The sequence below is a fragment of the Martinezella sp. CNPSo 3959 genome, assembly GCF_057784355.1.
Genome location: NZ_JBXSOV010000010.1, coordinates 168,742 through 189,467 on the forward strand (window position 1 = coordinate 168,742; position 20,726 = coordinate 189,467).

Annotated in this window: 25 protein-coding genes; 9 read left to right on the forward strand and 16 right to left on the reverse strand. The window is 59.4% G+C overall.

All coding sequences use genetic code 11. From position 1 onward, the window contains the following. Positions 1–31: 31 nt before the first annotated feature. Positions 32–517 (forward strand): tellurite resistance TerB family protein, encoded by a 486-nt coding sequence (locus tag AC13RE_RS20645; protein ID WP_132720602.1) that lies wholly within the window; start codon positions 32–34, stop codon positions 515–517. After that, entirely contained in the window at positions 510–1,235 is a 726-nt protein-coding gene (locus AC13RE_RS20650; protein ID WP_488564327.1) for a glutamine amidotransferase, read from the forward strand. The genes AC13RE_RS20645 and AC13RE_RS20650 overlap by 8 nt, the downstream gene beginning before the upstream one ends. A 98-nt stretch (positions 1,236–1,333) precedes the next feature. Here the strand turns inward: AC13RE_RS20650 and AC13RE_RS20655 are convergent, their stop codons facing one another. After that, entirely contained in the window at positions 1,334–1,963 is a 630-nt protein-coding gene (locus AC13RE_RS20655; RefSeq protein ID WP_488564302.1) for a poly-gamma-glutamate hydrolase family protein, read from the reverse strand. Between the two features lie 10 nt (positions 1,964–1,973). Further along, positions 1,974–3,230 (reverse strand): MFS transporter, encoded by a 1,257-nt coding sequence (locus tag AC13RE_RS20660; RefSeq protein ID WP_488564303.1) that lies wholly within the window; start codon positions 3,228–3,230, stop codon positions 1,974–1,976. A gap of 106 nt (positions 3,231–3,336) precedes the next feature. On the opposite strand from AC13RE_RS20660, the gene AC13RE_RS20665 reads away from it, so the two are divergent. Together AC13RE_RS20665 and AC13RE_RS20670 are read left to right on the forward strand one after the other, a co-directional pair. Next, entirely contained in the window at positions 3,337–3,660 is a 324-nt protein-coding gene (locus tag AC13RE_RS20665; protein WP_132720080.1) for a YggT family protein, read from the forward strand. Next, positions 3,657–3,971, forward strand: coding sequence for a DUF167 domain-containing protein (locus AC13RE_RS20670; RefSeq protein WP_132720057.1), 315 nt, complete (start codon positions 3,657–3,659; stop codon positions 3,969–3,971). Before AC13RE_RS20665 ends, AC13RE_RS20670 begins: the two co-directional genes overlap by 4 nt. Here the strand turns inward: AC13RE_RS20670 and ppa are convergent, their stop codons facing one another. The 4 genes from ppa to AC13RE_RS20690 form a co-directional block, all read right to left on the reverse strand. Further along, positions 3,972–4,508 carry an inorganic diphosphatase gene (ppa, locus tag AC13RE_RS20675; RefSeq protein WP_015341435.1) on the reverse strand — a complete coding sequence of 179 codons (537 nt, stop codon included), beginning with the start codon at positions 4,506–4,508 and terminating at the stop codon, positions 3,972–3,974. It lies immediately after the preceding gene. Between the two features lie 163 nt (positions 4,509–4,671). Continuing rightward, complete coding sequence (locus AC13RE_RS20680) at positions 4,672–5,178, reverse strand: GNAT family N-acetyltransferase (RefSeq protein WP_069613362.1); 507 nt, start codon at positions 5,176–5,178, stop codon at positions 4,672–4,674. A 200-nt stretch (positions 5,179–5,378) separates the two neighbouring features. Beyond that, a complete protein-coding gene (typA, locus tag AC13RE_RS20685; protein WP_015341437.1) occupies positions 5,379–7,196 on the reverse strand; it encodes a translational GTPase TypA in 1,818 nt (605 codons plus the stop codon). Positions 7,197–7,428: 232 nt separating this feature from the next. Then, a complete protein-coding gene (locus AC13RE_RS20690) occupies positions 7,429–8,112 on the reverse strand; it encodes a glutathione S-transferase family protein (protein WP_488564304.1) in 684 nt (227 codons plus the stop codon). Between the two features lie 91 nt (positions 8,113–8,203). Between AC13RE_RS20690 and AC13RE_RS20695 the strand changes: the two genes are divergently transcribed. Beyond that, entirely contained in the window at positions 8,204–8,668 is a 465-nt protein-coding gene (locus AC13RE_RS20695; protein ID WP_488564305.1) for a MarR family winged helix-turn-helix transcriptional regulator, read from the forward strand. Between the two features lie 74 nt (positions 8,669–8,742). Here the strand turns inward: AC13RE_RS20695 and AC13RE_RS20700 are convergent, their stop codons facing one another. Both AC13RE_RS20700 and AC13RE_RS20705 read right to left on the reverse strand, forming a co-directional pair. Further along, a complete protein-coding gene (locus tag AC13RE_RS20700) occupies positions 8,743–10,806 on the reverse strand; it encodes a M3 family metallopeptidase (RefSeq protein WP_488564306.1) in 2,064 nt (687 codons plus the stop codon). A 99-nt stretch (positions 10,807–10,905) separates the two neighbouring features. Next, entirely contained in the window at positions 10,906–11,547 is a 642-nt protein-coding gene (locus AC13RE_RS20705; RefSeq protein WP_488486580.1) for a LysE family translocator, read from the reverse strand. A 159-nt stretch (positions 11,548–11,706) separates the two neighbouring features. Between AC13RE_RS20705 and AC13RE_RS20710 the strand changes: the two genes are divergently transcribed. Beyond that, entirely contained in the window at positions 11,707–12,189 is a 483-nt protein-coding gene (locus tag AC13RE_RS20710) for a MarR family winged helix-turn-helix transcriptional regulator (protein ID WP_015341442.1), read from the forward strand. 78 nt (positions 12,190–12,267) lie between these two features. On the opposite strand, the gene AC13RE_RS20715 is transcribed toward AC13RE_RS20710, so the two are convergent. Further along, positions 12,268–13,491: an argininosuccinate synthase gene (locus AC13RE_RS20715; RefSeq protein ID WP_488564307.1), complete on the reverse strand. Its 1,224-nt coding sequence runs from the start codon at positions 13,489–13,491 to the stop codon at positions 12,268–12,270. A gap of 179 nt (positions 13,492–13,670) precedes the next feature. Here AC13RE_RS20715 and AC13RE_RS20720 point away from each other — a divergent pair, with 179 nt between their 5' ends. Further along, complete coding sequence (locus AC13RE_RS20720) at positions 13,671–14,525, forward strand: SDR family NAD(P)-dependent oxidoreductase (RefSeq protein WP_488564308.1); 855 nt, start codon at positions 13,671–13,673, stop codon at positions 14,523–14,525. Positions 14,526–14,593: 68 nt separating this feature from the next. Beyond that, the gene (locus tag AC13RE_RS20725) at positions 14,594–15,235 is read left to right on the forward strand and encodes a LysE family translocator (RefSeq protein ID WP_488564309.1); all 642 of its coding nucleotides are present in this window, start codon (positions 14,594–14,596) and stop codon (positions 15,233–15,235) included. Here AC13RE_RS20725 and AC13RE_RS20730 read toward each other — a convergent pair. The 5 genes from AC13RE_RS20730 to AC13RE_RS20750 all read right to left on the reverse strand — a co-directional run bounded on the left by AC13RE_RS20730 (position 15,219) and on the right by AC13RE_RS20750 (position 18,834). Further along, positions 15,219–15,647, reverse strand: coding sequence for a hypothetical protein (locus AC13RE_RS20730; RefSeq protein WP_488564310.1), 429 nt, complete (start codon positions 15,645–15,647; stop codon positions 15,219–15,221). The two genes, AC13RE_RS20725 and AC13RE_RS20730, sit on opposite strands and share 17 nt — an antisense overlap. Positions 15,648–15,652: 5 nt before the next feature. After that, a complete protein-coding gene (gene rlmN / locus AC13RE_RS20735; RefSeq protein WP_132720048.1) occupies positions 15,653–16,888 on the reverse strand; it encodes a dual-specificity RNA methyltransferase RlmN in 1,236 nt (411 codons plus the stop codon). Positions 16,889–17,175: 287 nt separating this feature from the next. Further along, entirely contained in the window at positions 17,176–17,739 is a 564-nt protein-coding gene (locus AC13RE_RS20740; RefSeq protein ID WP_132720047.1) for an invasion associated locus B family protein, read from the reverse strand. Between the two features lie 333 nt (positions 17,740–18,072). Continuing rightward, positions 18,073–18,462 carry a YkvA family protein gene (locus AC13RE_RS20745; protein WP_488564311.1) on the reverse strand — a complete coding sequence of 130 codons (390 nt, stop codon included), beginning with the start codon at positions 18,460–18,462 and terminating at the stop codon, positions 18,073–18,075. Positions 18,463–18,528: 66 nt separating this feature from the next. After that, entirely contained in the window at positions 18,529–18,834 is a 306-nt protein-coding gene (locus tag AC13RE_RS20750) for a 4a-hydroxytetrahydrobiopterin dehydratase (protein ID WP_488564312.1), read from the reverse strand. 90 nt (positions 18,835–18,924) lie between these two features. Here AC13RE_RS20750 and AC13RE_RS20755 point away from each other — a divergent pair, with 90 nt between their 5' ends. Then, positions 18,925–19,407, forward strand: a complete 483-nt coding sequence (locus AC13RE_RS20755; RefSeq protein ID WP_488564313.1) for a low molecular weight protein-tyrosine-phosphatase — start codon at positions 18,925–18,927, stop codon at positions 19,405–19,407. On the opposite strand, the gene thpR is transcribed toward AC13RE_RS20755, so the two are convergent. Both thpR and AC13RE_RS20765 read right to left on the reverse strand, forming a co-directional pair. Beyond that, positions 19,338–19,934 (reverse strand): RNA 2',3'-cyclic phosphodiesterase, encoded by a 597-nt coding sequence (gene thpR, locus AC13RE_RS20760; protein ID WP_015341452.1) that lies wholly within the window; start codon positions 19,932–19,934, stop codon positions 19,338–19,340. The two genes, AC13RE_RS20755 and thpR, sit on opposite strands and share 70 nt — an antisense overlap. Positions 19,935–20,002: 68 nt before the next feature. Then, positions 20,003–20,653: an arylesterase gene (locus AC13RE_RS20765; RefSeq protein WP_488564314.1), complete on the reverse strand. Its 651-nt coding sequence runs from the start codon at positions 20,651–20,653 to the stop codon at positions 20,003–20,005. Positions 20,654–20,726 lie beyond the last annotated feature (73 nt).

Consider the following 20,726-nt stretch of genomic DNA (forward strand, 5'->3'; position numbering starts at 1 on the left):
CCTGCTCTGCCCGTTTTGAGAATGGACACGCATGTTCGAACGCTTTCAGGAATTTCTTCATAACCTGACACAAGACCATCCCCGATCCGGTTTCGCACCTGACGACCCGCGTGTCGCCGTGGCAGCTCTCTGCATCCAGGTGATGGAGGCGGACGGCAAGATCGAGAACAGCGAGAAGAAGCGGCTGCGCAAGCTCTTGAAGGAGCAGTATGGTCTTGATGGCCGCAAGCTCGATCAGCTGATCGCGGCCGGCGAGGAAGCGGAAAGCGAAGCGGTCGACTATTATCGCTTCACCTCGGACCTGAAGCGCCATCTCGACAGCACGCAGCGGCTCGAACTGCTCGGCATCCTCTGGGATATCGTCTATGCCGACGGCGAGCGCAGCGAGATGGAAGATCATGCCATCTGGCGGATCGCCGACCTCATGGGCATTTCCGATCGCGAGCGCATCATGAAACGCCAGGAAGCTGCCGCACGCGCGCCCGGTTTCAGGGTGGAGACGGGCAATGATGATTGAAGCGCCGAAGAGCGCCGGGCGCCCGATATTGATCGTCCTGCATCAGGAGCGCTCCAGCCCGGGCCGCGTCGGCCAGATGATGCTGGAGAAGGGCTTCGATCTCGATATCCGCCGCCCGGTTCTCGGTGACCCCCTGCCCTCGACACTGGAGGCTCATGCCGGCGCCGTGGTCTTCGGCGGCCCGATGAGCGCCAACGACCCCGACGACTTCATCAAGGCCGAGACCGACTGGCTGAAGGTGCCGCTTAAGGAAAACCGCCCCTATCTTGGCATCTGCCTCGGCGCGCAGCTGCTCGCCCGCCATCTCGGCGCCAAGGTAAAGGCGCGCGATGACGGCAAGACCGAGATCGGCTGGTATCCGTTGCAGCCGACGGAAAAGGGTCGCCTGCTGATGCGCTGGCCGCAGATGGTCTACCATTTCCATCGCGAGGGCTTCGAGCTGCCGCACGGCGCCGACCTCCTGGCAACAGCGGAGACCTACCCAAACCAGGCTTATCGTTACGGCGCCAATGCCTGGGGCTTGCAATTCCATGCCGAGCTCACCCGCGCCATGATGCAGCGTTGGGTCGTGCATGGCGAACATCGCTTCTGCATGCCGAACGCCCAGCAGGGCCGCGAGCATCTGGAAGGCCGCATGATCTTCGACGCGGCGCTGAAGGCCTGGCTGTCGGAATTCCTCAATCTCGTCTTCGAAGGCAAGCAGGCGATGGCGGCCTAGAACAGTTCCAGCAAAAGTGCGAAGCGGTTTTGCGCCCGGAACTGCGTAAAAACGAGAAGATAGAGCGTTTTCGCGATTCGAAGAAAAGCGGAAATGCTCTAAAGGTCTTCGCCTGACGAAAGCGCGCGGTGGAATTCATCGATCGCCCCACGGATGGCAGACGCATATTGCTTGAGCTTCTCCGCATCGGCCATGAGGGCATCTCTGACGCCTCTCGGAATCTCAAGCTGCACCCCAACCTGCCGCTGGCGGCGATTGCAGATATTTCCGGCCGAAGCTCCCGCGAGCGCCTCCCCCTTCTTTCTCGCAACGGCAGCAAATCCATCGCGACGAAGCGCCTCTACGATCCGGTCGCGAAGCGATATGTCGAGGCCGCCGATCCAGCTTGACTGCGGATCGTCGCGATCCATTCGACCATGAATAGCGACAACGATCAGCGAACCGGCAATCAGATCGTTTGCAATCGGCTCATCGAAATTTTCGGAAGTGACGTGCAGCTCATGATGGAGCCGCGCCGGATCGAGCCCTTCGAAGCGGTAAAGCGAGAACCTCCCATCCGCGATCGCCAGCGCTATCTCTGATGTGGCGGGTTCGATGAAGCCGGCATGCGGAGCGATAACCGCGACGGGTGATGATCGGCTCTCCACGCGGATGCGATAGTCGACGCCCTCGATCTCATGCTCACGAAGCGCCGAAAACGAATTGTATCGATCCGGCAACCTCGCCATTACGCACTCCTCAAACCGCCTGCGGCTCGCCGTTGCGATCCGGTGCGTTGAGACTGTCGATCCGGCGTAGCTGCGGAAAACCGGTGGCCCAGAGGAGGGCGACCGTCAGCGTGCCCAAGCCTCCGATGACGACAGCGGGGATCGCGCCGAAATAATGCGCCATGGTGCCGGCGCGGAACTCGCCAAGCTCGTTCGACGCGCCAACGAAGACCATGTTGACGGCATTGACGCGGCCGCGCACGTGATCCGGCGTCCAGAGCGTAATCAGAGTTTCGCGCACATAGACGGAAATCAGGTCGGAAGCGCCCATGACGGCGAGAGCCACTATCGACAGCCACGGCGTATGCGAGATGCCGAAGACAAGTGTGCCCACGCCGAACATGGCAACCCCGGCAAACATGCAGATGCCGGCGCGATTCCGGATAGGATAAGTCGCCAGAAACAGGCCCATGGCGATTGCGCCGAAGCTTGGCGCAGCGCGCAGCATGCCGAGGCCCCAGGGCCCAAGCGTCAGGATATCGCGCGCATAGATGGGCATCAGCGCGACTGCGCCGCCGAGCAGCACGGCGAAAAGATCGAGCGAGACCGCGCCGAGCACCACTTTTTCCGACCAGATGAAACGGAAGCCGGCAAGCATCTCGTTAAGGCTACGCCGCTCATGCGCGGTGCGCTGCTGTGGCTTCGGGATTAGGAAGGTCAGCACCGAACCGGCCGCGAAGAAAAACACGGCCACGGAATAGGCGACATTGGCCCCGACGCCGTAAAGCAGGCCACCGGCCACGGGGCCAAGGATGGCGGCGGCATCCCATGACATCGAGTTCCAGGTGATGGCGTTCGTCAGGTCTTCGGGCGGGATCAGGTTGGGCGCCAGCGATTGCATGGCCGGCGTCATGAAAGCGCGCTCGATGCCGAAGACCGTGAGGATCAGAAATACCGGCAGCGGCGCGAAAGTGCCCGATATGGTTAGAAACAGCAGCGCGGCGGTGCAGAGAGTGCCGACGAAAATGCAGATCGCGGAAATCAGGCGCCTGTTGTAACGGTCCGCAGCCGTGCCCGTCACAAGGATCAGCAGCAGCGACGGCAGGAACTGCACCAGACCGATCAGACCGAGATAGATCGGCTGGCTGGTGTGCTCATACATCTGCCAGCCGACAGAGACGCTGACGACCTGCGTGGCAAAGGCCGTCAAAAACCGCGCGAAGAAGAAATAGGTATAGGCAATGTGCCTGAAGGCGGCAAACCGGTCTCCGCTGGCAGAGAACGACATGGGACGAGACTTTCCGATGGGGCCGCTGGCGCCAAGACCGGCCTTTTAGACATGATTCAACATGCTTCGGAGCATGGGACTTGCCCGTTTAGTCGCCAATGTCTACATGTCTGTCAACTGCGAATTGGAGACGGACATGCTCGCCTTATTTCAAACCATTGATCTGGCTTTGAATCTTTATACCTGGATATTGATCGCCAGCGCCATCTTTTCGTGGCTATATGCTTTCAACGTCATCAATTCGAGCAATCAATTCGTCAGCTCCGTCGGCAACTTCCTTTATGCGGTCACGGAACCTGCCCTGCGGCCGATCCGCCGCATCCTGCCGGATCTCGGCGGCATCGACATTTCGCCGGTCATCCTGCTCTTGATCATCTTCTTCATCCGCTCGCTGATGTGGAATTCGATCGTCCCCATGTTCCTGCGGTGAACAAGGCCTGGCAGGCCTTTCCGGATCACGTCAGGCTTTCCGTACGGCTCACGCCCAATGGCGGGCGTGACGCGATCGATGGGCTCGAAACCGTAAGCGACGGCGAATGCTATCTGAAGGCGCGTGTTTCAGTGGCGCCGGAAAAGGGCAAGGCCAATAAGGCGCTGATCGCCCTGCTTTCAAAGAGCCTCGGTATTTCCAAATCCACGCTTAGCATCATCAGCGGCGACACGGCGCGCAAAAAAATCCTCCGGATCGAGGGCGAGCCGGAGGATTTGATGGAGAAATTAAACGTCATTACGAAGGGTTGATCAGGCCTTTTCCTTCTTGGCGCGGGCGATGGCTTCGATGATCAGTTCGCCGGCTTCCTTGGAGCCACCCCAGCCAAAGATCTTCACCCACTTGCCGGGCTCGAGATCCTTGTAGTGCTCGAAGAAGTGCTCGATCTGCTTCAGCGTGATCTCCGGCAGGTCGGTATATTCCTTGACCTTTTCGTAGCGCAGCGTCAGCTTCGGCGAGGGAACGGCAATAATCTTCTCGTCCTTGCCGGAATTGTCTTCCATCTTCAGCACGCCGATCGGGCGAACATTGATGACGCAGCCCGGGACCAGCGGACGGGTGCTGGCGATCAGAACGTCGATCGGGTCGCCGTCTTCGGAGAGCGTGTGCGGGACAAAGCCGTAATTGCCCGGATAGGTCATCGGCGTGTAGAGGAAACGGTCGACGACCAGCGTGCCGGCCTCCTTGTCCATTTCGTACTTGATCGGATGACCGCCGACCGGCACTTCAACGATGACGTTGACGTCTTCGGGCGGGTTCTTGCCAATGGAAATCGCGTCGATACGCATACTTGTCCCCTAGATAAGGATGGTTGCCGCCAGCCAAATAATAGGATTCATCCCGCAAGGCAACAACGCATCGGGAAACAGGCGGATTTACCGCATGATTCCTGAAATCGGAATCGATTTAGGGATAAAATTATACAGCAGATTTAGAACGCGACAGCGCCGCTCAGGGCCAGACGAAGCCGATCTTGCGCAGCTGCCTGTGATCGAAGGTTTCGATGCCCTCGCAGAAATCGGCGCCGCCCTGCCCGCGATAGAAGCGGTAGGCATTCTCGTTTTCCTCAAGGCACCAGACGACCAGCCCCTTGCAGCCGAGCGACTTCAACAGCCTGCGTGCCTCGCCGAACAGCATGCGCCCGAGGCCCAGACCCTGATATTGCGGGCGCAGATAGAGTTCGTAAATCTCGCCTTCCTGCGGCAGCGCGCGGGCACGATTGAGGCCGAGCGTAGCGTAGCCTGCGATCTCGCCTGCAACATCCAGAACCAGCAGCGTTGCCGGACCACTGGTCGCCTTGCGCCACCAGGCTTCGCCACGACGCTCGATCATCTGACCGAGGGCTCGATGCGGAATGATGCCGGCATAGGTGTACTGCCAGGATTGGCGGTGCACCTCCGAAATGGCTCGGGCATCATGGGGTTCTGCCCGCCGAACATCAATCGACAACGTCTTCATAACGTCTACTCTGATCTTACCAACGCGAATTAACCATCCTCATTCATAAAGATGGCGAACTTGCCCACAGGCTTTATCCGTGGATCGTTAACAAAAATTAACGACTTTTTAACCTCTTGGACAAGAGCTCAAAAACCGAACATGCAATTAAAAACCCCGGCACGAAGGCCGGGGTCGAATGCATCGCTCGGTTAGGATGATCAGGCCAGACGGGCCTTCTCGTAACGCTTGCGCTCGTTCGGATCGAGATACATCTTGCGGAGGCGGATCGACTTCGGCGTCACTTCCACCAGCTCGTCGTCCTGAATCCAAGAAAGAGCACGGTCGAGCGTCATGCGGATCGGCGGGGTCAGCTTCACGGCTTCATCCTTGCCTGCAGCGCGGATGTTGGTGAGCTTCTTGCCCTTCAGCACGTTGACTTCGAGGTCGTTGTCGCGCGAGTGGATGCCGATGATCATGCCGGCATAGACCTTCTCGCCGGCATCGATGATCATCGGGCCGCGGTCTTCGAGGTTGAACAGGGCGTAAGCCACGGCTTCGCCGGCTTCGTTGGCGAGCAGCACGCCATTTACGCGGCCGCCGATTTCGCCCTTGTAAGGCTGGTAGTCATGGAACAGACGGTTCATGACGGCCGTGCCGCGCGTATCGGTCAGAAGTTCAGACTGGTAGCCGATTAGGCCGCGGGTCGGCGCCCAGAAGACCAGACGGACGCGGTTGCCACCCGAAGGACGCAGCTCGACCATTTCAGCTTTACGCTCGGACATCTTCTGCACGACGATGCCGGAATGCTCTTCATCGACGTCGATGACGACTTCTTCGATCGGCTCGAGCAGCTGGCCGCTCTCGTCCTTATGCATGACGACGCGCGGACGCGACACGGCAAGCTCGAAGCCTTCGCGGCGCATGGTTTCAATCAGAACTGCGAGCTGCAATTCGCCACGGCCGGAAACGTAGAACGAATCCTTGCCTTCGGCTTCTTCGATCTTCAGCGCGACGTTGCCTTCGGCTTCCTTGAAGAGGCGGTCACGGATGACGCGCGAGGTGACCTTGTCGCCTTCGGTGCCTGCATAGGGACTGTCGTTGACGATGAAGGACATGGTGACGGTCGGCGGATCGATCGGCTGCGCGATCAGCGGCTCGGAGACCTGCGGGTCGCAGAAGGTATCGGCAACCGTGCCCTTGGAAAGGCCGGCGATGGCGACGATGTCGCCTGCCTGCGCTTCTTCGATCGGCTGACGCTCGATGCCGCGGAAGGCAAGGATTTTCGAGATACGGCCGGTTTCGATGAGGTTGCCGTCGGCACCGAGAACCTTGACGGCCTGGTTCGGCTTGATCGAACCGGAATGGATGCGGCCGGTGATGATGCGGCCGAGGAAGGGGTTTGCTTCCAGGATCGTGCCGATCATGCGGAACGGGCCTTCGCCGACGGTCGGCTCCGGAACGTGCTTGACGACGAGATCGAGAAGCGGGCCGAGACCTTCGTCCTTCGGACCCTCAGGCGAATAGTTCATCCAGCCGTTACGGCCGGAACCGTAGAGGATCGGGAAGTCGAGCTGCTCGTCGGTGGCGTCGAGATTGGCGAAGAGGTCGAACACTTCGTTGATGACTTCTTCGTGGCGAGCGTCCGGACGGTCGATCTTGTTGATCGCTACGATCGGGCGCAGGCCGACCTTCAGCGCCTTGCCGACGACGAACTTCGTCTGCGGCATCGGGCCTTCGGCGGCATCGACCAGAACGATCGCACCGTCCACCATCGACAGGATACGCTCGACTTCACCACCGAAGTCGGCGTGGCCGGGGGTGTCGACGATGTTGATGCGCGTATCCTTCCAGACGACCGAGGTCGCCTTGGCGAGAATGGTGATGCCGCGCTCCTTTTCCAGATCGTTGGAATCCATGACGCGTTCGGCAACGCGCTGGTTCTCGCGGAACGAGCCGGACTGCTTCAGGAGCTCGTCGACGAGGGTGGTTTTCCCATGGTCAACGTGCGCGATGATCGCGATGTTGCGAAGTGCCATATGTCTTAATCTCTGAGGCTGGGGCGCAGTGTTTGGTAAACACGCCAATTGCATTTGGCGCGCTCATACCCTTTTTTTCGCGAATGCGAAAGGGGGGAGGCAAGAAAGGAGCTGAATGCCGGCTTTTCGTGCCTCACGCCTCAGTCTTACACGCCTGGACAGCGAGCTCTCTTCTGGCACATCGCCAATTCAGATGCACACGATCACCTCAATCGGAATTTGCACAGCTTCGTCAAGCAGCATGCTTCAGTAAGAACGCGTCATGATTGACCAGGAAGGCTTTGAGGCGCTCGGGATACTCGTGCGTCACCGCGTCTCGCACGCTTTGCCGCGACGCCAACTCCGTGCGCCACGCCTTGACACGCGGGAGCCCATCAAAAACCCCCGTCGATGTGATGGTGTCGAACACATCGAAGTAACGGAAGATCGGCGCAAAAACTGCATCGACCAGACTGAACGCCTCTCCGGCAAAAAAGGGACCGTTTCTTAATTCCGCCTCGACCCGCGTAAATTTCTCGATCAGCGCTTTGCGCTTGGCCTCATAGATTTCTTCGTCCTTGGCGGTCTCCAATCCCCATAAGTCTGAAAGGATGGAAGAACCGAACTCCATCCAACCGCGATGCCGGGCACGCGCGAGCGGATCGGCCGGGTGGAGCCGAGCACCGGATTGGGTTTCCTCGAGATATTCGCAGATCACGGCGCTCTCGAACAAAACCGTTTCCACTCCATCGTCCTGTCGCACGATCAGGAGAGGCACTTTGCCGAGCGGAGAAATGGCAAGAAACCAGTCGGGCTTTGCCGATAGATCGATATAGCGCACCTCAAATGGCACCGCCTTTTCAGCAAGCGTGATGGCGGCTCGCTGGACGTAGGGGCAAAGGTAATGGCTGACAAGCACCAGTTTTGCGTCGGACATGATCAAATCTCCTGGGTCTTCGTTTAAGATAGATGTAATTGCATCTATATCCAGACTTGCAAGCTCGGTCAATATAGATGTAATTGCATCCATGTCCGATTGTTCAGACGCCGCCGCTTCAAAGCCTTCTGCCGCCATCACGCGAGCATGGGTGCGCCTCATGCGCGCGCAGCAAATGACCCTCGCGGCAATCGAGCAGGACTTGAAGGCGGCCGGCCTGCCGCCACTCGGCTGGTACGACGTACTATGGGAGCTGACGCAGGCCACAGAAGGGAAGTTGCGGCCCTATGAGATTGAGGAGCGCACGCTTCTCGCCCAGCATAACCTATCGCGCCTGCTCGACCGGATGGAAAAGGCCGGTCTTGTTCATCGTGAGATATTTTTCGAGGACGGCCGCGGCCGCTGGGTCGTTATCACCGAGGCAGGAAGTGCCATGCGCAGCCGCATGTGGGCAGCCTATGCCCCGGCACTTCAACGCCATGTGGGTGATAAGCTGGACGATGCACAGGCCGATCAATTGGCTGAACTGTTGGCTTTGCTTTCGCGGAAATCCTGATTGCCAGGCAAAGATCAGCTCAGTCGCCAAAGCTTACTTTTGGCGACTGACTCTTGCCACGGACCGACGCAAGATCAGGCCGCCAGCCCCTTCTTCTTCAGCATCGCATCCGGGCTCGGCAATTTGCCACGGAAAGCCTTATAGGCATCTTCCGGGTCGATCGAACCGCCAACGGAATAGATGTTGGCCTTCAATTTTCCGGCCATATCTGGATTGAAGGCATCGCCGGTTTCCTCGAAGGCGGCAAAGGCATCAGCATCGAGCACTTCCGACCACATGTAGGAATAGTAGCCGGCCGAATAGCCGTCGCCTGAGAAGACATGCTGGAAGTGCGGCGTCGCATGGCGCATGACGATCGATTTCGGCATGCCGATCTCGGCCAGCACCTCCGCCTGCACGGCCATCGGATCCTCAACCGCGCCGCGGGTATGGAAGGCCATGTCGACCAGAGCCGAGGAGGTGAATTCGACCGTATTGAAGCCGGCATTGAAGGTGCGCGCCGCCAGAACCTTGTCGAGTAGCGCCTGCGGGATCGGAGCACCGGTCTCATAATGCACGGCATATTCCTTGAGGATGGCAGGAACCGTCAGCCAGTGCTCGTAAAGCTGCGACGGCAGTTCGACGAAATCGCGGGAAACGCCGGTGCCCGAAACCGAGGGATAAGTGACGTTGGACAGCATGCCGTGCAGCGCATGGCCGAACTCGTGGAACAGCGTGCGGGCATCGTCGAGCGACAGCAGCGCCGGCCGGCCTTCCGCTGGCTTAGCGAAGTTGCAGACGTTGTAGATGATCGGCAGCTCGCCGACCTTGCCGTTCTTCAGCGGCAGCTTGTGCTGCGACTGGAACGAGCTCATCCAGGCGCCGGAGCGCTTGGAGCTGCGGGCGAAGTAATCGCCAAGGAAGAGAGCGACGAGCTTGTCGGAGCGGTCGCGGATCTCGAAGACGCGCACATCGGGATGATAGGCGGGAATGCCCTTCTGCTCGATGGCTTTGACGCCGAACAGGCGGCCGGCGACATCGAAGCAGGCAGCGATGATCTTTTCGAGCTGCAGATAGGGCTTCAATTCGGTTTCGGAGAAATCGAACTTCCGCGTCCGGATCTTCTCGGCATAGTGTCGCCAGTCCCAGGGCATGACCTCGTGGTTGCGGCCTTCTTCGGCAATCAGCGCCGCAATATCCCTTTCTTCCTCTGCCGCACGTGCTGCCGCCTTGCCCCACACGGTCATCAGAAGGTCGTTCACCGTATCAGGCGTCTTCGCCATGGTATTGTCGAGCTTGAGTTCGGCGAAATTGGTATAGCCGAGCAGCTTTGCCTTTTCTGCCCGCAGCGCCAGCGTCTCACTCACGATCTCACGATTGTCCGTCTTGCCGCCATTGGCGCCGCGCGCCACCCAGGCGTTGAAGGCCTGCTCGCGCAGATCACGGCGCTCGGACGAGGTGAGGAACGGTTCGATGATCGAGCGCGAGAGGGTGACGGCATATTTGCCCTCCTCGCCGCGTTCGCGCGCAGCCGCTGCCATCGCCTCGCGCAGATAGTCCGGAAGGCCGACGAGATCGGCCTCCTCCGACAAGAGCAGCGCCCAGCTCTTTTCATCCGCCAATACGTTCTGTCCGAATTGCGCGCCGAGGCCGGCAAGCTTCTCGTTGATGGCAGACAGCCGCTCCTGCTCGGCCTTCGGCAGCTTGGCGCCCGACTTGACGAAACCCTTCCAGTGCCGTTCCAGCACGCGGGTTTCCTCGAGCGTCAACCCAAGGGCGTCGCGGCCCTCCCAAAGCGCATCGAGGCGGGCAAAGAGTGCCGCATTGGTGCCGATCTTCGAATAATGCCGCGCCATCTTCGGCGCGATCTCGCGTTCCAGCGCCTGGATGGTCTCGTTGGTATGAGCGCCGGCCTTGTTCCAGAACAGCGCCGAAATACGCGAGAGTTCATCGCCGGCGATCTCCAGCGCCGTCACCGTATTAGCAAAGGTGGGTGCCTCGCGGTTGCCAGCAATCGCATCGATCTCGGCTTCATGCGATGCAAGCGCCGCATCGAAGGCAGGCGCAAAATCCGTATCCTTCACCGCATCGAAACGCGGCAGCCCCTGATGTCCGGTCCATTCGGTGAGCGCAGGATTGACGGCGGTTTGGGAAGACATGCGAAGCATCCTTTCGACAGACATCTGATCGAAGCACGATATAAGGCTGCTCCCGCCGAATTGGTATGGCGGGGGAGCGAACAAATTGAACGAGGACGGTCAGGCTTTGCGCCAGCCGAGCAGACCGGGCGTGGCATGCCAGAGCGCTTGCGCCGCAAAGCCCATGAAGAGGACGCCGGAGCAGCGCACGATCAATCGCTCATGCGCGCGATAAAAGCGCCGAACAGCGCCTGCTCCGATGATGCTGATAAGAATAATGTCGGCCGTTATGAAACCCGCGAAGGAAACCGCCAGCAGCAGCGGCAGGGCGCTGAAGGTCAGTGCGCCGGCAGAGCCCGCGACAAGTGCCGTGAAGGTCGCCAGTGCCACGGGATATCCCTTCGGATTGGTGACGCCGAAAATCAGTCCACGGCGGAAGGGCCGCTCGACGTTGACGAGCGATTTTCCGTCGCCCTTCGGCTTGGCGGTCACGGCGCTCCAGCCGATCCAGGCAAGGTAGAAACCGCATAGCAATCCCAGCAGATCGAAGACGAAGGTGCCGATGGTCTTTGCGCCGACGATGGCGACCAATGCAAGCGTGGACCAGACGAGATCACCAAACAGATGGCCGCTGACAAAGAATGCACCCGCCTTGCGCCCCTGTCCTGCACCGATGCCGAGCAGCGCCAGGAATGCAGGACCGGGAATGAGCACATAGAAAAGCGCGGCCAGAAAAGCGCCGACAACAAGCGATTGCGTCATGATGGATGGTTCCCGCTGTGAATCGCGCGAGAGTAGCAATCTGCCGAACCCGGTCAAGCAGCAGCGCGTTTTCGGACAGAAGTCGTTGTGTTCACAGGACGAAGTCAATAAGAACGTTGTGGGGCCTAAAAATTAAAGAGCGTAGGTAGGGAAGCGCTTATGAGCAGCAGGATTAATACGGATTCACTTGCCTTTCTTGTGACCGACTGCGCCCGACTGATCAGGGCGGCCTTCGAGCGACGTATTCTTGTCGCCGGACTCGGACTGACGGCGGGCGAAGCGCGGACGCTGATGCAGGTGGCTGCCATCAACGGTAGTCGCCAGCTTGACATCGCCTCCCGGATGGGGCTGGAGCCGATGACGGTCAGCGCCTTTCTGGACAAGCTGCAGGCGCGCGGCTTGATCGAACGCCAACCTGACCCGCTCGATCGTCGCGCCAAGCGGATCGTGCTTTCGGAATCCGCCGACGCCAAGCTGAAGCAGATCGACAGGGAAATCTGCGAAGTCGAGCGTAACGCGACGCAAGGCTTCGACAATGACCTTCAAGTTCAGCTGCATGACGCACTCTGCGCCTTCCGCGGCAATCTGCAGAAGGCCGAAGCACCTGCCGAAGTCGAACGTGAATTGAGGCCGGTCGATTAATTCCGGCCGCCGCTTTCCACATAAGAAAGCCCGCCTCCGGCGACCGGAAGCGGGCCTTTCAGCATCTGGAAATGTCGATTATTTCGACAAGTTGCGCTTGGCGAGCGTGCGCAGGCGCAGCGCATTGAGCTTGATGAAGCCAGCCGCATCCTTCTGGTCGTATGCGCCCTGGTCGTCCTCGAAAGTCACGAGCTTGTCGGAATAGAGCGACTTCGGGCTTTCGCGGCCGATGACCATGACATTGCCCTTGTAGAGCTTCAGTGTCACTTCGCCTTCGACATGCTCCTGGCTCTTGTCGATGAGAGCCTGCAGCATTTCGCGCTCTGGCGAGAACCAGAAGCCGTAATAGATCAACTCGGCATAGCGTGGCATCAGCTCGTCCTTGAGGTGCGCGGCACCGCGGTCGAGCGTGATGGATTCGATGGCGCGGTGGGCTGCGAGCAGGATCGTGCCGCCGGGGGTCTCGTAGACGCCGCGCGACTTCATGCCGACGAAACGGTTCTCGACCAGATCGAGACGGCCGATGCCGTTGTCGCGGCCGTACTCGTTCAGCTTCGCAAGCAAGCTCGCCGGGCTCAGGTGTTCGCCATTGATCGAAACGGCATCGCCCTTTTCGAAGCCGACCTTGATGATCGTCGCCTTGTCGGGAGCGGCTTCCGGCGAGATCGTGCGCATATGCACATATTCGGGCGCTTCCTGGGCCGGATCTTCCAGAACCTTGCCTTCGGAAGAGGAGTGCAGAAGGTTGGCATCGACGGAGAACGGCGCCTCGCCCTTCTTGTCCTTGGCAACCGGAATCTGGTGCTTCTCGGCGAATTCGAGGAGGTCGGTGCGGCTCTTGAACGACCAGTCGCGCCAGGGAGCGATGATCTTGATGTCCGGGTTCAGCGCATAGGCTGAAAGCTCGAAACGAACCTGGTCGTTGCCCTTGCCGGTCGCGCCATGCGCGATGGCATCGGCGCCGGTCTTCCTGGCGATCTCGATCAGATGCTTGGAGATCAGCGGACGGGCGATCGAGGTGCCGAGCAGGTAGACGCCTTCATAGACGGCATTGGCACGGAACATCGGGAAGACGAAATCGCGCACGAATTCCTCGCGCACGTCCTCGATATAGATTTCCTTGATGCCGAGCAGTTCGGCCTTCTTGCGCGCCGGCTCCAGCTCTTCACCCTGGCCGAGATCGGCGGTGAAGGTGACGACTTCGGCGCCAAGCTCCGTCTGCAGCCACTTCAGGATAATCGAGGTGTCGAGACCGCCGGAATAGGCGAGAACGACTTTCTTCACGTCTTTATGTGATGCCATGATAAGTTCCGTTTCGAGGCGGACCAGGGGAAAGGCCCGCAAAGCTGTATCGCGGAACTTTTAGCGAGATTATCGTGCGGCGCAAGGGGAAGCACTGCAACGGCGGCTCAAGCGGTTTGACAGGTTTCCTGAAAGCACCATATTCGGCGGCGAGCAAGCAATACAGGAGGGCGCCGCTCGTGACCGATATTCAAGACATTTTCAAGAAATCCAATGTTGCCGTCATCACCGGAGGCGCTTCCGGCATCGGCTTTGCCGCAGCGAAATATTTCGCTTCGCTCGGCATGAGCGTCGTTATCGCTGATCTCGGCGGCGACCGCCTGGCCGAGGCGAGCGCTGAACTCAAGACGATCGCAGGCGAAGAGCATGTCATGGCCGTCGAGACCGATGTCGCCAGCAAAGACGCGCTGGAAGCGCTGGAACGCGCAGTCCTGCAGCGTTTCGGCCGCGTGCATGTCTTGATGAACAATGCCGGCATCGGCCCGGAGACCTCGATCTTCAGCGCCCAGGCCGGCTGGGATGCCATCCTTGGTGTCAACCTGCTCGGCGTCATCAACGGCACGCGCGCCTTCGGACCAGGCATGCTGGCCCATGGTGAACCGGGCCTCATCATCAACACCGGTTCGAAGCAGGGCATCACCACGCCTCCCGGCAACCCCGCCTACAATGTCTCGAAGGCCGGCGTGAAAGTCTTCACCGAGGCGCTGCAGCACGAGCTGCGCAATACGGAAGGCGCGAAGATATCGGCCCACCTCCTCATTCCGGGCTTCGTCTTCACCGGCCTTACCAAGGGCGAGCGCAGGGAAAAACCCGCCGGCGCCTGGACGCCGGAGCAGACCATCGATTTCATGGTGGAAAGCCTGAAACGCGGCGATTTCTATATTCTCTGCCCCGACAACGACGTGGCCAGGCCTGTCGATGAACGCCGCATGCTCTGGGCCGCCGGCGATATCGTCGAGAACCGTCCGCCGCTGTCGCGCTGGCACCCGGACTATGCCGATCAATTCAAGGCCTTCCTCGAAAAGAAGGATTGATTTGCAATCCCCCGAAAGCCGGATAAGAAAACGCCAAGTACTATCATCCGGCTTTCGGAGCGACTTTCATGGATTTCATACCCAGCCTCCCGACCCTTCTTGCCTTTTCCGCAGCGAGCCTGCTGCTGGCGATGACGCCAGGTCCTGACATGACGCTGTCGATCAGCCGTGCGCTGGCGCAGGGCAAGAAGGCGGCGCTCTTCGTCGTGCTCGGCACCACGCTCGGCGTTGTCGTCCATACCTGCCTCGTGGCCTTCGGCATCTCAGCACTGATCACCGCCTCGCCTGTCGCCTTTACCGTCCTGAAGACCGGCGGTGCCGCCTATCTGCTTTGGCTCGCCATCCAGGCGATCCGCTTCGGCTCCAGCCTATCGGTGAAGAAGGTCGATACCGTCGGCGGAACACCGCTTGCAAACATCTCCAACGGTTTCTGGGTCAACCTGCTGAATCCGAAGGTCATCATCTTTTTCATGACCTTTCTTCCGCAATTCGTCACGGCCGGCGATCCTGCCGTCACGCACAAGCTGCTCTTCCTGGGATTCTTCTTCATCGTCATCGGCATGCCGGTGAACGCGCTCGTCGTTCTTGCCGCCGATGGCCTGTCGTCCTGGCTGCAAAGGAACCGTGGCGTAATGCGCGGCCTCGACTACGCCTTTGCCGGCGTCTTCTCGATCTTCGCGGTGAAGATCTTCTTCACTCAGGCGCGTTGAAAGTGGACCATTGGCCGGCAAACCGGCCGGCGATCCACCAATAGACGGTGGCGCTTGCAGCGCCCAGGAAGGCAAAGCAGACGGCGATAGTGATCAGATTGAGCGTCTGCGGCCGCTCTATACCGCCCGAAATCAGGACGGACGCGACCGCCGACAAGGTCGCGCCGAAAATTGCATAGCCATACCACCGACGCATGCCGCGCCATTCGAGAATGGGAATGACCACCAAGGACGGCAGGATACTGACGATCATCGCGACCTTGGTCAGAGCAATGGTCAGGACGAAAAGCTCCGGCGCGGCAGTCTCCGGCACGGTCCATGCAGCAACGCAGGCCAGCACGAAGCCCATCAGAGCGCAAGCGGCGACATAGCCCCAAAGGAGGCGTATCGGCTTGCGCAGTCCAAGGAGCATCGATCTCAATCCTCGCCGTGATTGGCGATCATCATGGCCTCGAAGGCGAGCCGCTCCGTCTTGCGCATGCGCTCCGATTCCGACTTCAGCTGGCCACAGGCGGCGAGAATATCGCGGCCGCGCGGCGTGCGGATCGGCGAGGCATAGCCAGCCGAATTGATGAAATCGGCGAACTTTTCGATCTGCTCCCAATCGGAACACTGATAATTCGTGCCCGGCCATGGATTAAAGGGGATCAGGTTGATCTTGGCCGGAATACCCTTCAGCAGCTGGATCAGCCCCTTGGCATCCTCGAGGCTGTCGTTGACGCCCTTCAGCATCACATATTCGAAGGTGATGCGCCGCGCATTGGAAAGGCCGGGATAGGCACGGCAGGCGTCCATCAGCTCTTTCAGCGGATATTTCTTGTTGATCGGCACCAGCATGTCGCGCAGGTCATCGCGTACGGCATGCAGAGAGATCGCCAGCATGACGCCGATCTCGTCGCCGGTGCGATAGATTTCCGGCACGACACCCGAGGTCGAAAGCGTGATGCGGCGTTTGGAGAGCGACAGGCCATCGCCGTCGGAGGCAATCAGCAGCGCCGTTTTGACGCTGTCAAAATTATAGAGCGGCTCGCCCATGCCCATCATGACGATATTGCTGACCTTGCGGCCCTCGGCCGGCATGATCGTGCCTTGCGGCGCTTCGCGGTCCGGGAAATCGCCGAGACGATCGCGCGCCAAGAGCAGCTGCGACAGGATCTCTTCCGCCGTCAGGTTGCGCACCAGGCGCTGCGTTCCGGTATGACAGAAGGAACAGGTGAGCGAACAGCCGACCTGGCTGGAAATGCAAAGCGTGCCGCGACCTTCCTCCGGAATGTAGACGGCCTCGATCTCGACGGGACGCCCTGCCCCGCGCGGCGGAAAGCGCAGCAGCCACTTGCGGGTGCCGTCGTTGGAGACCTGCTCCTCGACGATCTCGGGACGGGCGATGGTGAAATGCGCCTTCAGCATTTCGCGCATGTCCTTCGACACGTTGGCCATAGCATCGAAATCGGAGACGCCGCGCACATAGATCCAGTTCCAGAGCTGGCTGACGCGCATCTTGATCTGCTTGTCGGCGACACCCTTTTCCTTGAGCGCCGCGCCCATCTCTTCACGCGTCATGCCGATGAGCGACGGCTTCGGCGCAAGCTCGACCGGCTGTGATACCGGCATCTGCTTGAGCCTGGAGGGGGTTATGACATCGGTTGCGGACATAGGATCGTTCCAACGGTTCACATCGGCGATGCCGCAAAAGCTGACGCAAGCTGCGGATGCGGGCAAGGCACGGAAATCTGAAGATTCATGCGGTGGCGGGGCAATCTATCTGCCGCACACCTATCGTTGGCGCGGCCTTTAGCATTAATTTCCGCCCGCGTCATCCCTTTACCTCGAAAGCATGAGACCAGCCTTCAAAAGCAAAAGGCCGGTCAGTAATGGCCGGCCTCATCCTTACGGTCACGCCGACGGGAAGATCACATTCGCGTGATCTCTCGGCCTTCGAACTATTTGCAGTTTTCGATCTGCTTCAGCGCAGCGCTGACACCCTTCAACGAATAGGTGTAGGAAGTCGCAGTGCCCTTCTTAGAGGTCGCGGAAACCTTCAGCGAATGTCCGGACTTCAGTGCGGCAACCAATGCCGGCTCCTGCGCGGCGTTTTCAACCCACGCGGCCTTCTCCTTGGTGAACATGACGAAGGTCTTGTTGTCGATGGTGACATTGACCTTGGAGTTGTCTTTGAGGGGGTACCCCATCATCGCTTGCGGCTCATACGAGATGTTCTGGCCCGGACGCTGCGACACGATGAAGAAATTGTCGCCATGGTCAATGCCCGTCGGCGGCGCCTTGGCCGTCGGCACGGAAAGAACGTAGCAAACCTTGCCGCCGGCGGACTGGTAAGAGTAAGCGCCCCAGGCGTCGAACTGCTGAATGCGCGTCGGAGCTGCCGGCGATGCCGCCGCTGCCGCTGGTGCCTGCTGCGTCTGCTTCTGCTTCTTGGTCTGCGCGGACGCGATGCCGGTTCCGGCCAGAACGAGCGAGAGGGCGATTGCGAAGCTTTTTACAAACATGGTTTCCTGCCGATTTCTTGCGGTCCAGAGCTCATGGCGAATCGTTTGACGCACGCCTATGCTCGTGAGCTGCCTTATTTTGACTTTATTCAGGTTACCAAACCGTCAACGGAGAGCCGCCCGCCACTGGCTCCGTGTCATTTCAACCCAGGTATCGCACGAAGCTTGAAAGGCACAAGAAGGAATTGGAAAACCCGGATGGTGGAGTACCACCCAACGGATTCGATTTAAGACAGAAAGATTCAGGCAAGAATTTGACCTCGCTAAAATCAGGTCCCCCTCATAAAGCTCTGGAAAGCTGAGAAGATTCGAACCGGTCAGGAAAAGCGGCCATTACGCCGTCTTCATGGCCTCGGGCTCGTTTTGCAGAGCCCGGTCGGCGGCATCATAATGCTCCTGGCGGATATGGCCCCTGATCAAGCTGAACGCGAGCGTCAGCACCGCAACGTCGTCAGAATAGCCAATGACGGCAAAGAAATCGGGAATGATATCGACGGGCATGACGAAATAGCCGAGCGCGCCCAGCAATATGCCGCGAACACGGGTCGGCGTCTGCGGGTCGAGCGCACAATAGAATGCGGCCACGACATCGCGTGAAAACGGGATATGGCGAGCCGCCTTCCGCAAGGTCGGCCAGAATTTTCTGCGCACCGATTTCTCCTGCTCTTTTTGGGTCTCTTCGTCACCAGGCATCAGGATTTCCCCATACTTGATGTCATCCATTCCATTCACCTCAATCGAGGCCCGTCGGCCGGGCCGTGTAAACATATGGTGATCGACTGGCGTGATTCAATCGATCCGGCGGGCGGCTGCCTTCTCCATCGCCTTCGCCAGCTTGACGTCATGATCGGTCAGGCCGCCGACATCATGCGTCGTCAGTCTCACCTCGACCCGGGAATAGACGTTGAACCATTCCGGATGATGGTTGAATTTTTCCGCAGCAAGGGCAGCTTCCGTCATGAAGCCGAAGGCTTCGACGAAATTGCGAAACTTGAAGGTCTTCGAAATGGAAAGGCCGTCTGCGGCAAGCACCCAGCCGGAGAGCTCCGCAAGATTTTCATCGATTGCCGCACGGTCCAGCTTGTCGTATTTCATGGCAAGTCACTCCTCTCTAAAGCAATTCTAGGAATTGTGCGTAGCGGTTTTCCTGGAATTGCGTAAAAGCTCTAGCGGTTGAACGATAGCATGGATCGTCACAGGGTTCTTTTCGTCTGCGCGGGCAATATCTGCCGCTCGCCCCTCGCTGAAGGCATATTCAGGCGTCTGGCTAATGAGGCCGGCCGTGGCGGCGAGTTCGAGATTGATTCGGCCGGCACCGGCGGCTGGCATCAGGGAGAACGCCCGGATCGCCGCTCGGTTGCGGTTGCCGCCGGCCACGGAATCGATATTTCAGGCCAGCGCGCCCGCCGCATTGAGCCGGCCGATTTCAGCCGGTTCGATCTTATCCTGGCAATGGATCAAGACAATTTGAAGAACTTGCGCAAGACAGCGCCCGCCGATTCCCTCGGCAAACTGCATCTCTTCAATGCCCTTACGCTTGGCAGCAACAAGGACATCCCCGATCCCTACTATGGCGATCGCGAGGATTTCGAAGTTGTCTATACCATGCTCTTGGCCGGCTGCAGCGCGCTGTTGCCCAAAGTTGGGAACGCGCTGCGGGGCTCGTGAAGCGGGAATATCTCTTCGGTGAGATAAGGACCGCCGCCGACAGATTCGCGCGAGGACAGAAGCACGAAGCGCCCGACCGTGAAGGGCTGGGTGTAGAAATTGCCGCGGCCGGAGAGATAGTGCACGACATCGTCGACCCGCGAGGACTTCAGCCTGGCGAGTGTCACATGCGGCGTGAACTTGCGTGGATCCGGCTGCAGGCCGATCCGCTGGCAGATGCGCTCGATCTCGCCTTGCAGCGCGAACATATCCGGTGTCTGCGAGACCCCGGCCCAAACCGAATGCGGTTTCTTGGAGCCGAAGGAACCGATGCCCTCCAGCCGAAGCTGGAATTCAGGTCGATCTATCCGGTCCAGACGGTCGACGATCTCATCCGCCGTGCGGCCATCGACATCGCCGATGAAGCGCAAGGTGATATGATAATTTTCAACGTCGATCCACCTGGCTCCCGGGAGACCACCGCGCAACAATGACAGGCTCATGGCCGCATTGCGCGGAATTTCGAGGGCGGTAAAAAGTCTCGGCATGACGAGCACTCCCCGAATCTCTTGCAGGTACAGGTAGGGAATCACGCATTTGCAGTCGGTGCAAGCATCTATTTCGCACCTGCGTCAATCATCCCTACAAAACTCATAACATCAGGCAACATATGTTCGACCATGACATCGACCCCTTTGGGGTTCGGATGCATCCCGTCCGGCAGCTGCAGATCCGCATGGGTGGCCACCCCATCGAGGAAGAACGGATAGAGCGAAAGCTGGTATTTGTCGGCCAGACGCTTGTAGATCGGATTGAATTTATCGGCATAGTCGCCCCCCATGTTCGGCGGCGCCAGCATACCGACCAAGAAGATCGGGATCTTCCTGCCCTTCAATCGCTCGATCATCGTCTCGAGGTTCTTTTCGGTCTGCTCCGGCGGAATGCCGCGCAGCGCGTCGTTGGCGCCAAGCTCCAGAATGACGCCATCAGTGCCATCAGGCACCGACCAGTCGATGCGCGAGAGGCCGCCTGAGGTCGTATCGCCCGAAACGCCGGCATCGGCGACGGCGATATCGAGTCCCTTGGCCTTCAGCGCCGCCTCAAGCTTCGCGGGAAATCCGTCGCCCGGCGGCAGCTGATAGCCCGCCATCAGGCTGTCACCGAAGCCGACCAGCTGGATCGTCCGTGCATTGGCAGAATGAACCGCGCCAAACAAAAGACCGAAAGTGATGACAGCGAATTGAAGCGCGGCAACTTTAAAACCCATGATCCATTCCCTAAATTCGCTGCTCGGGCCAAATCGCGCCCGCCACTGTCTCTGATGTTCTCTGATATATAGG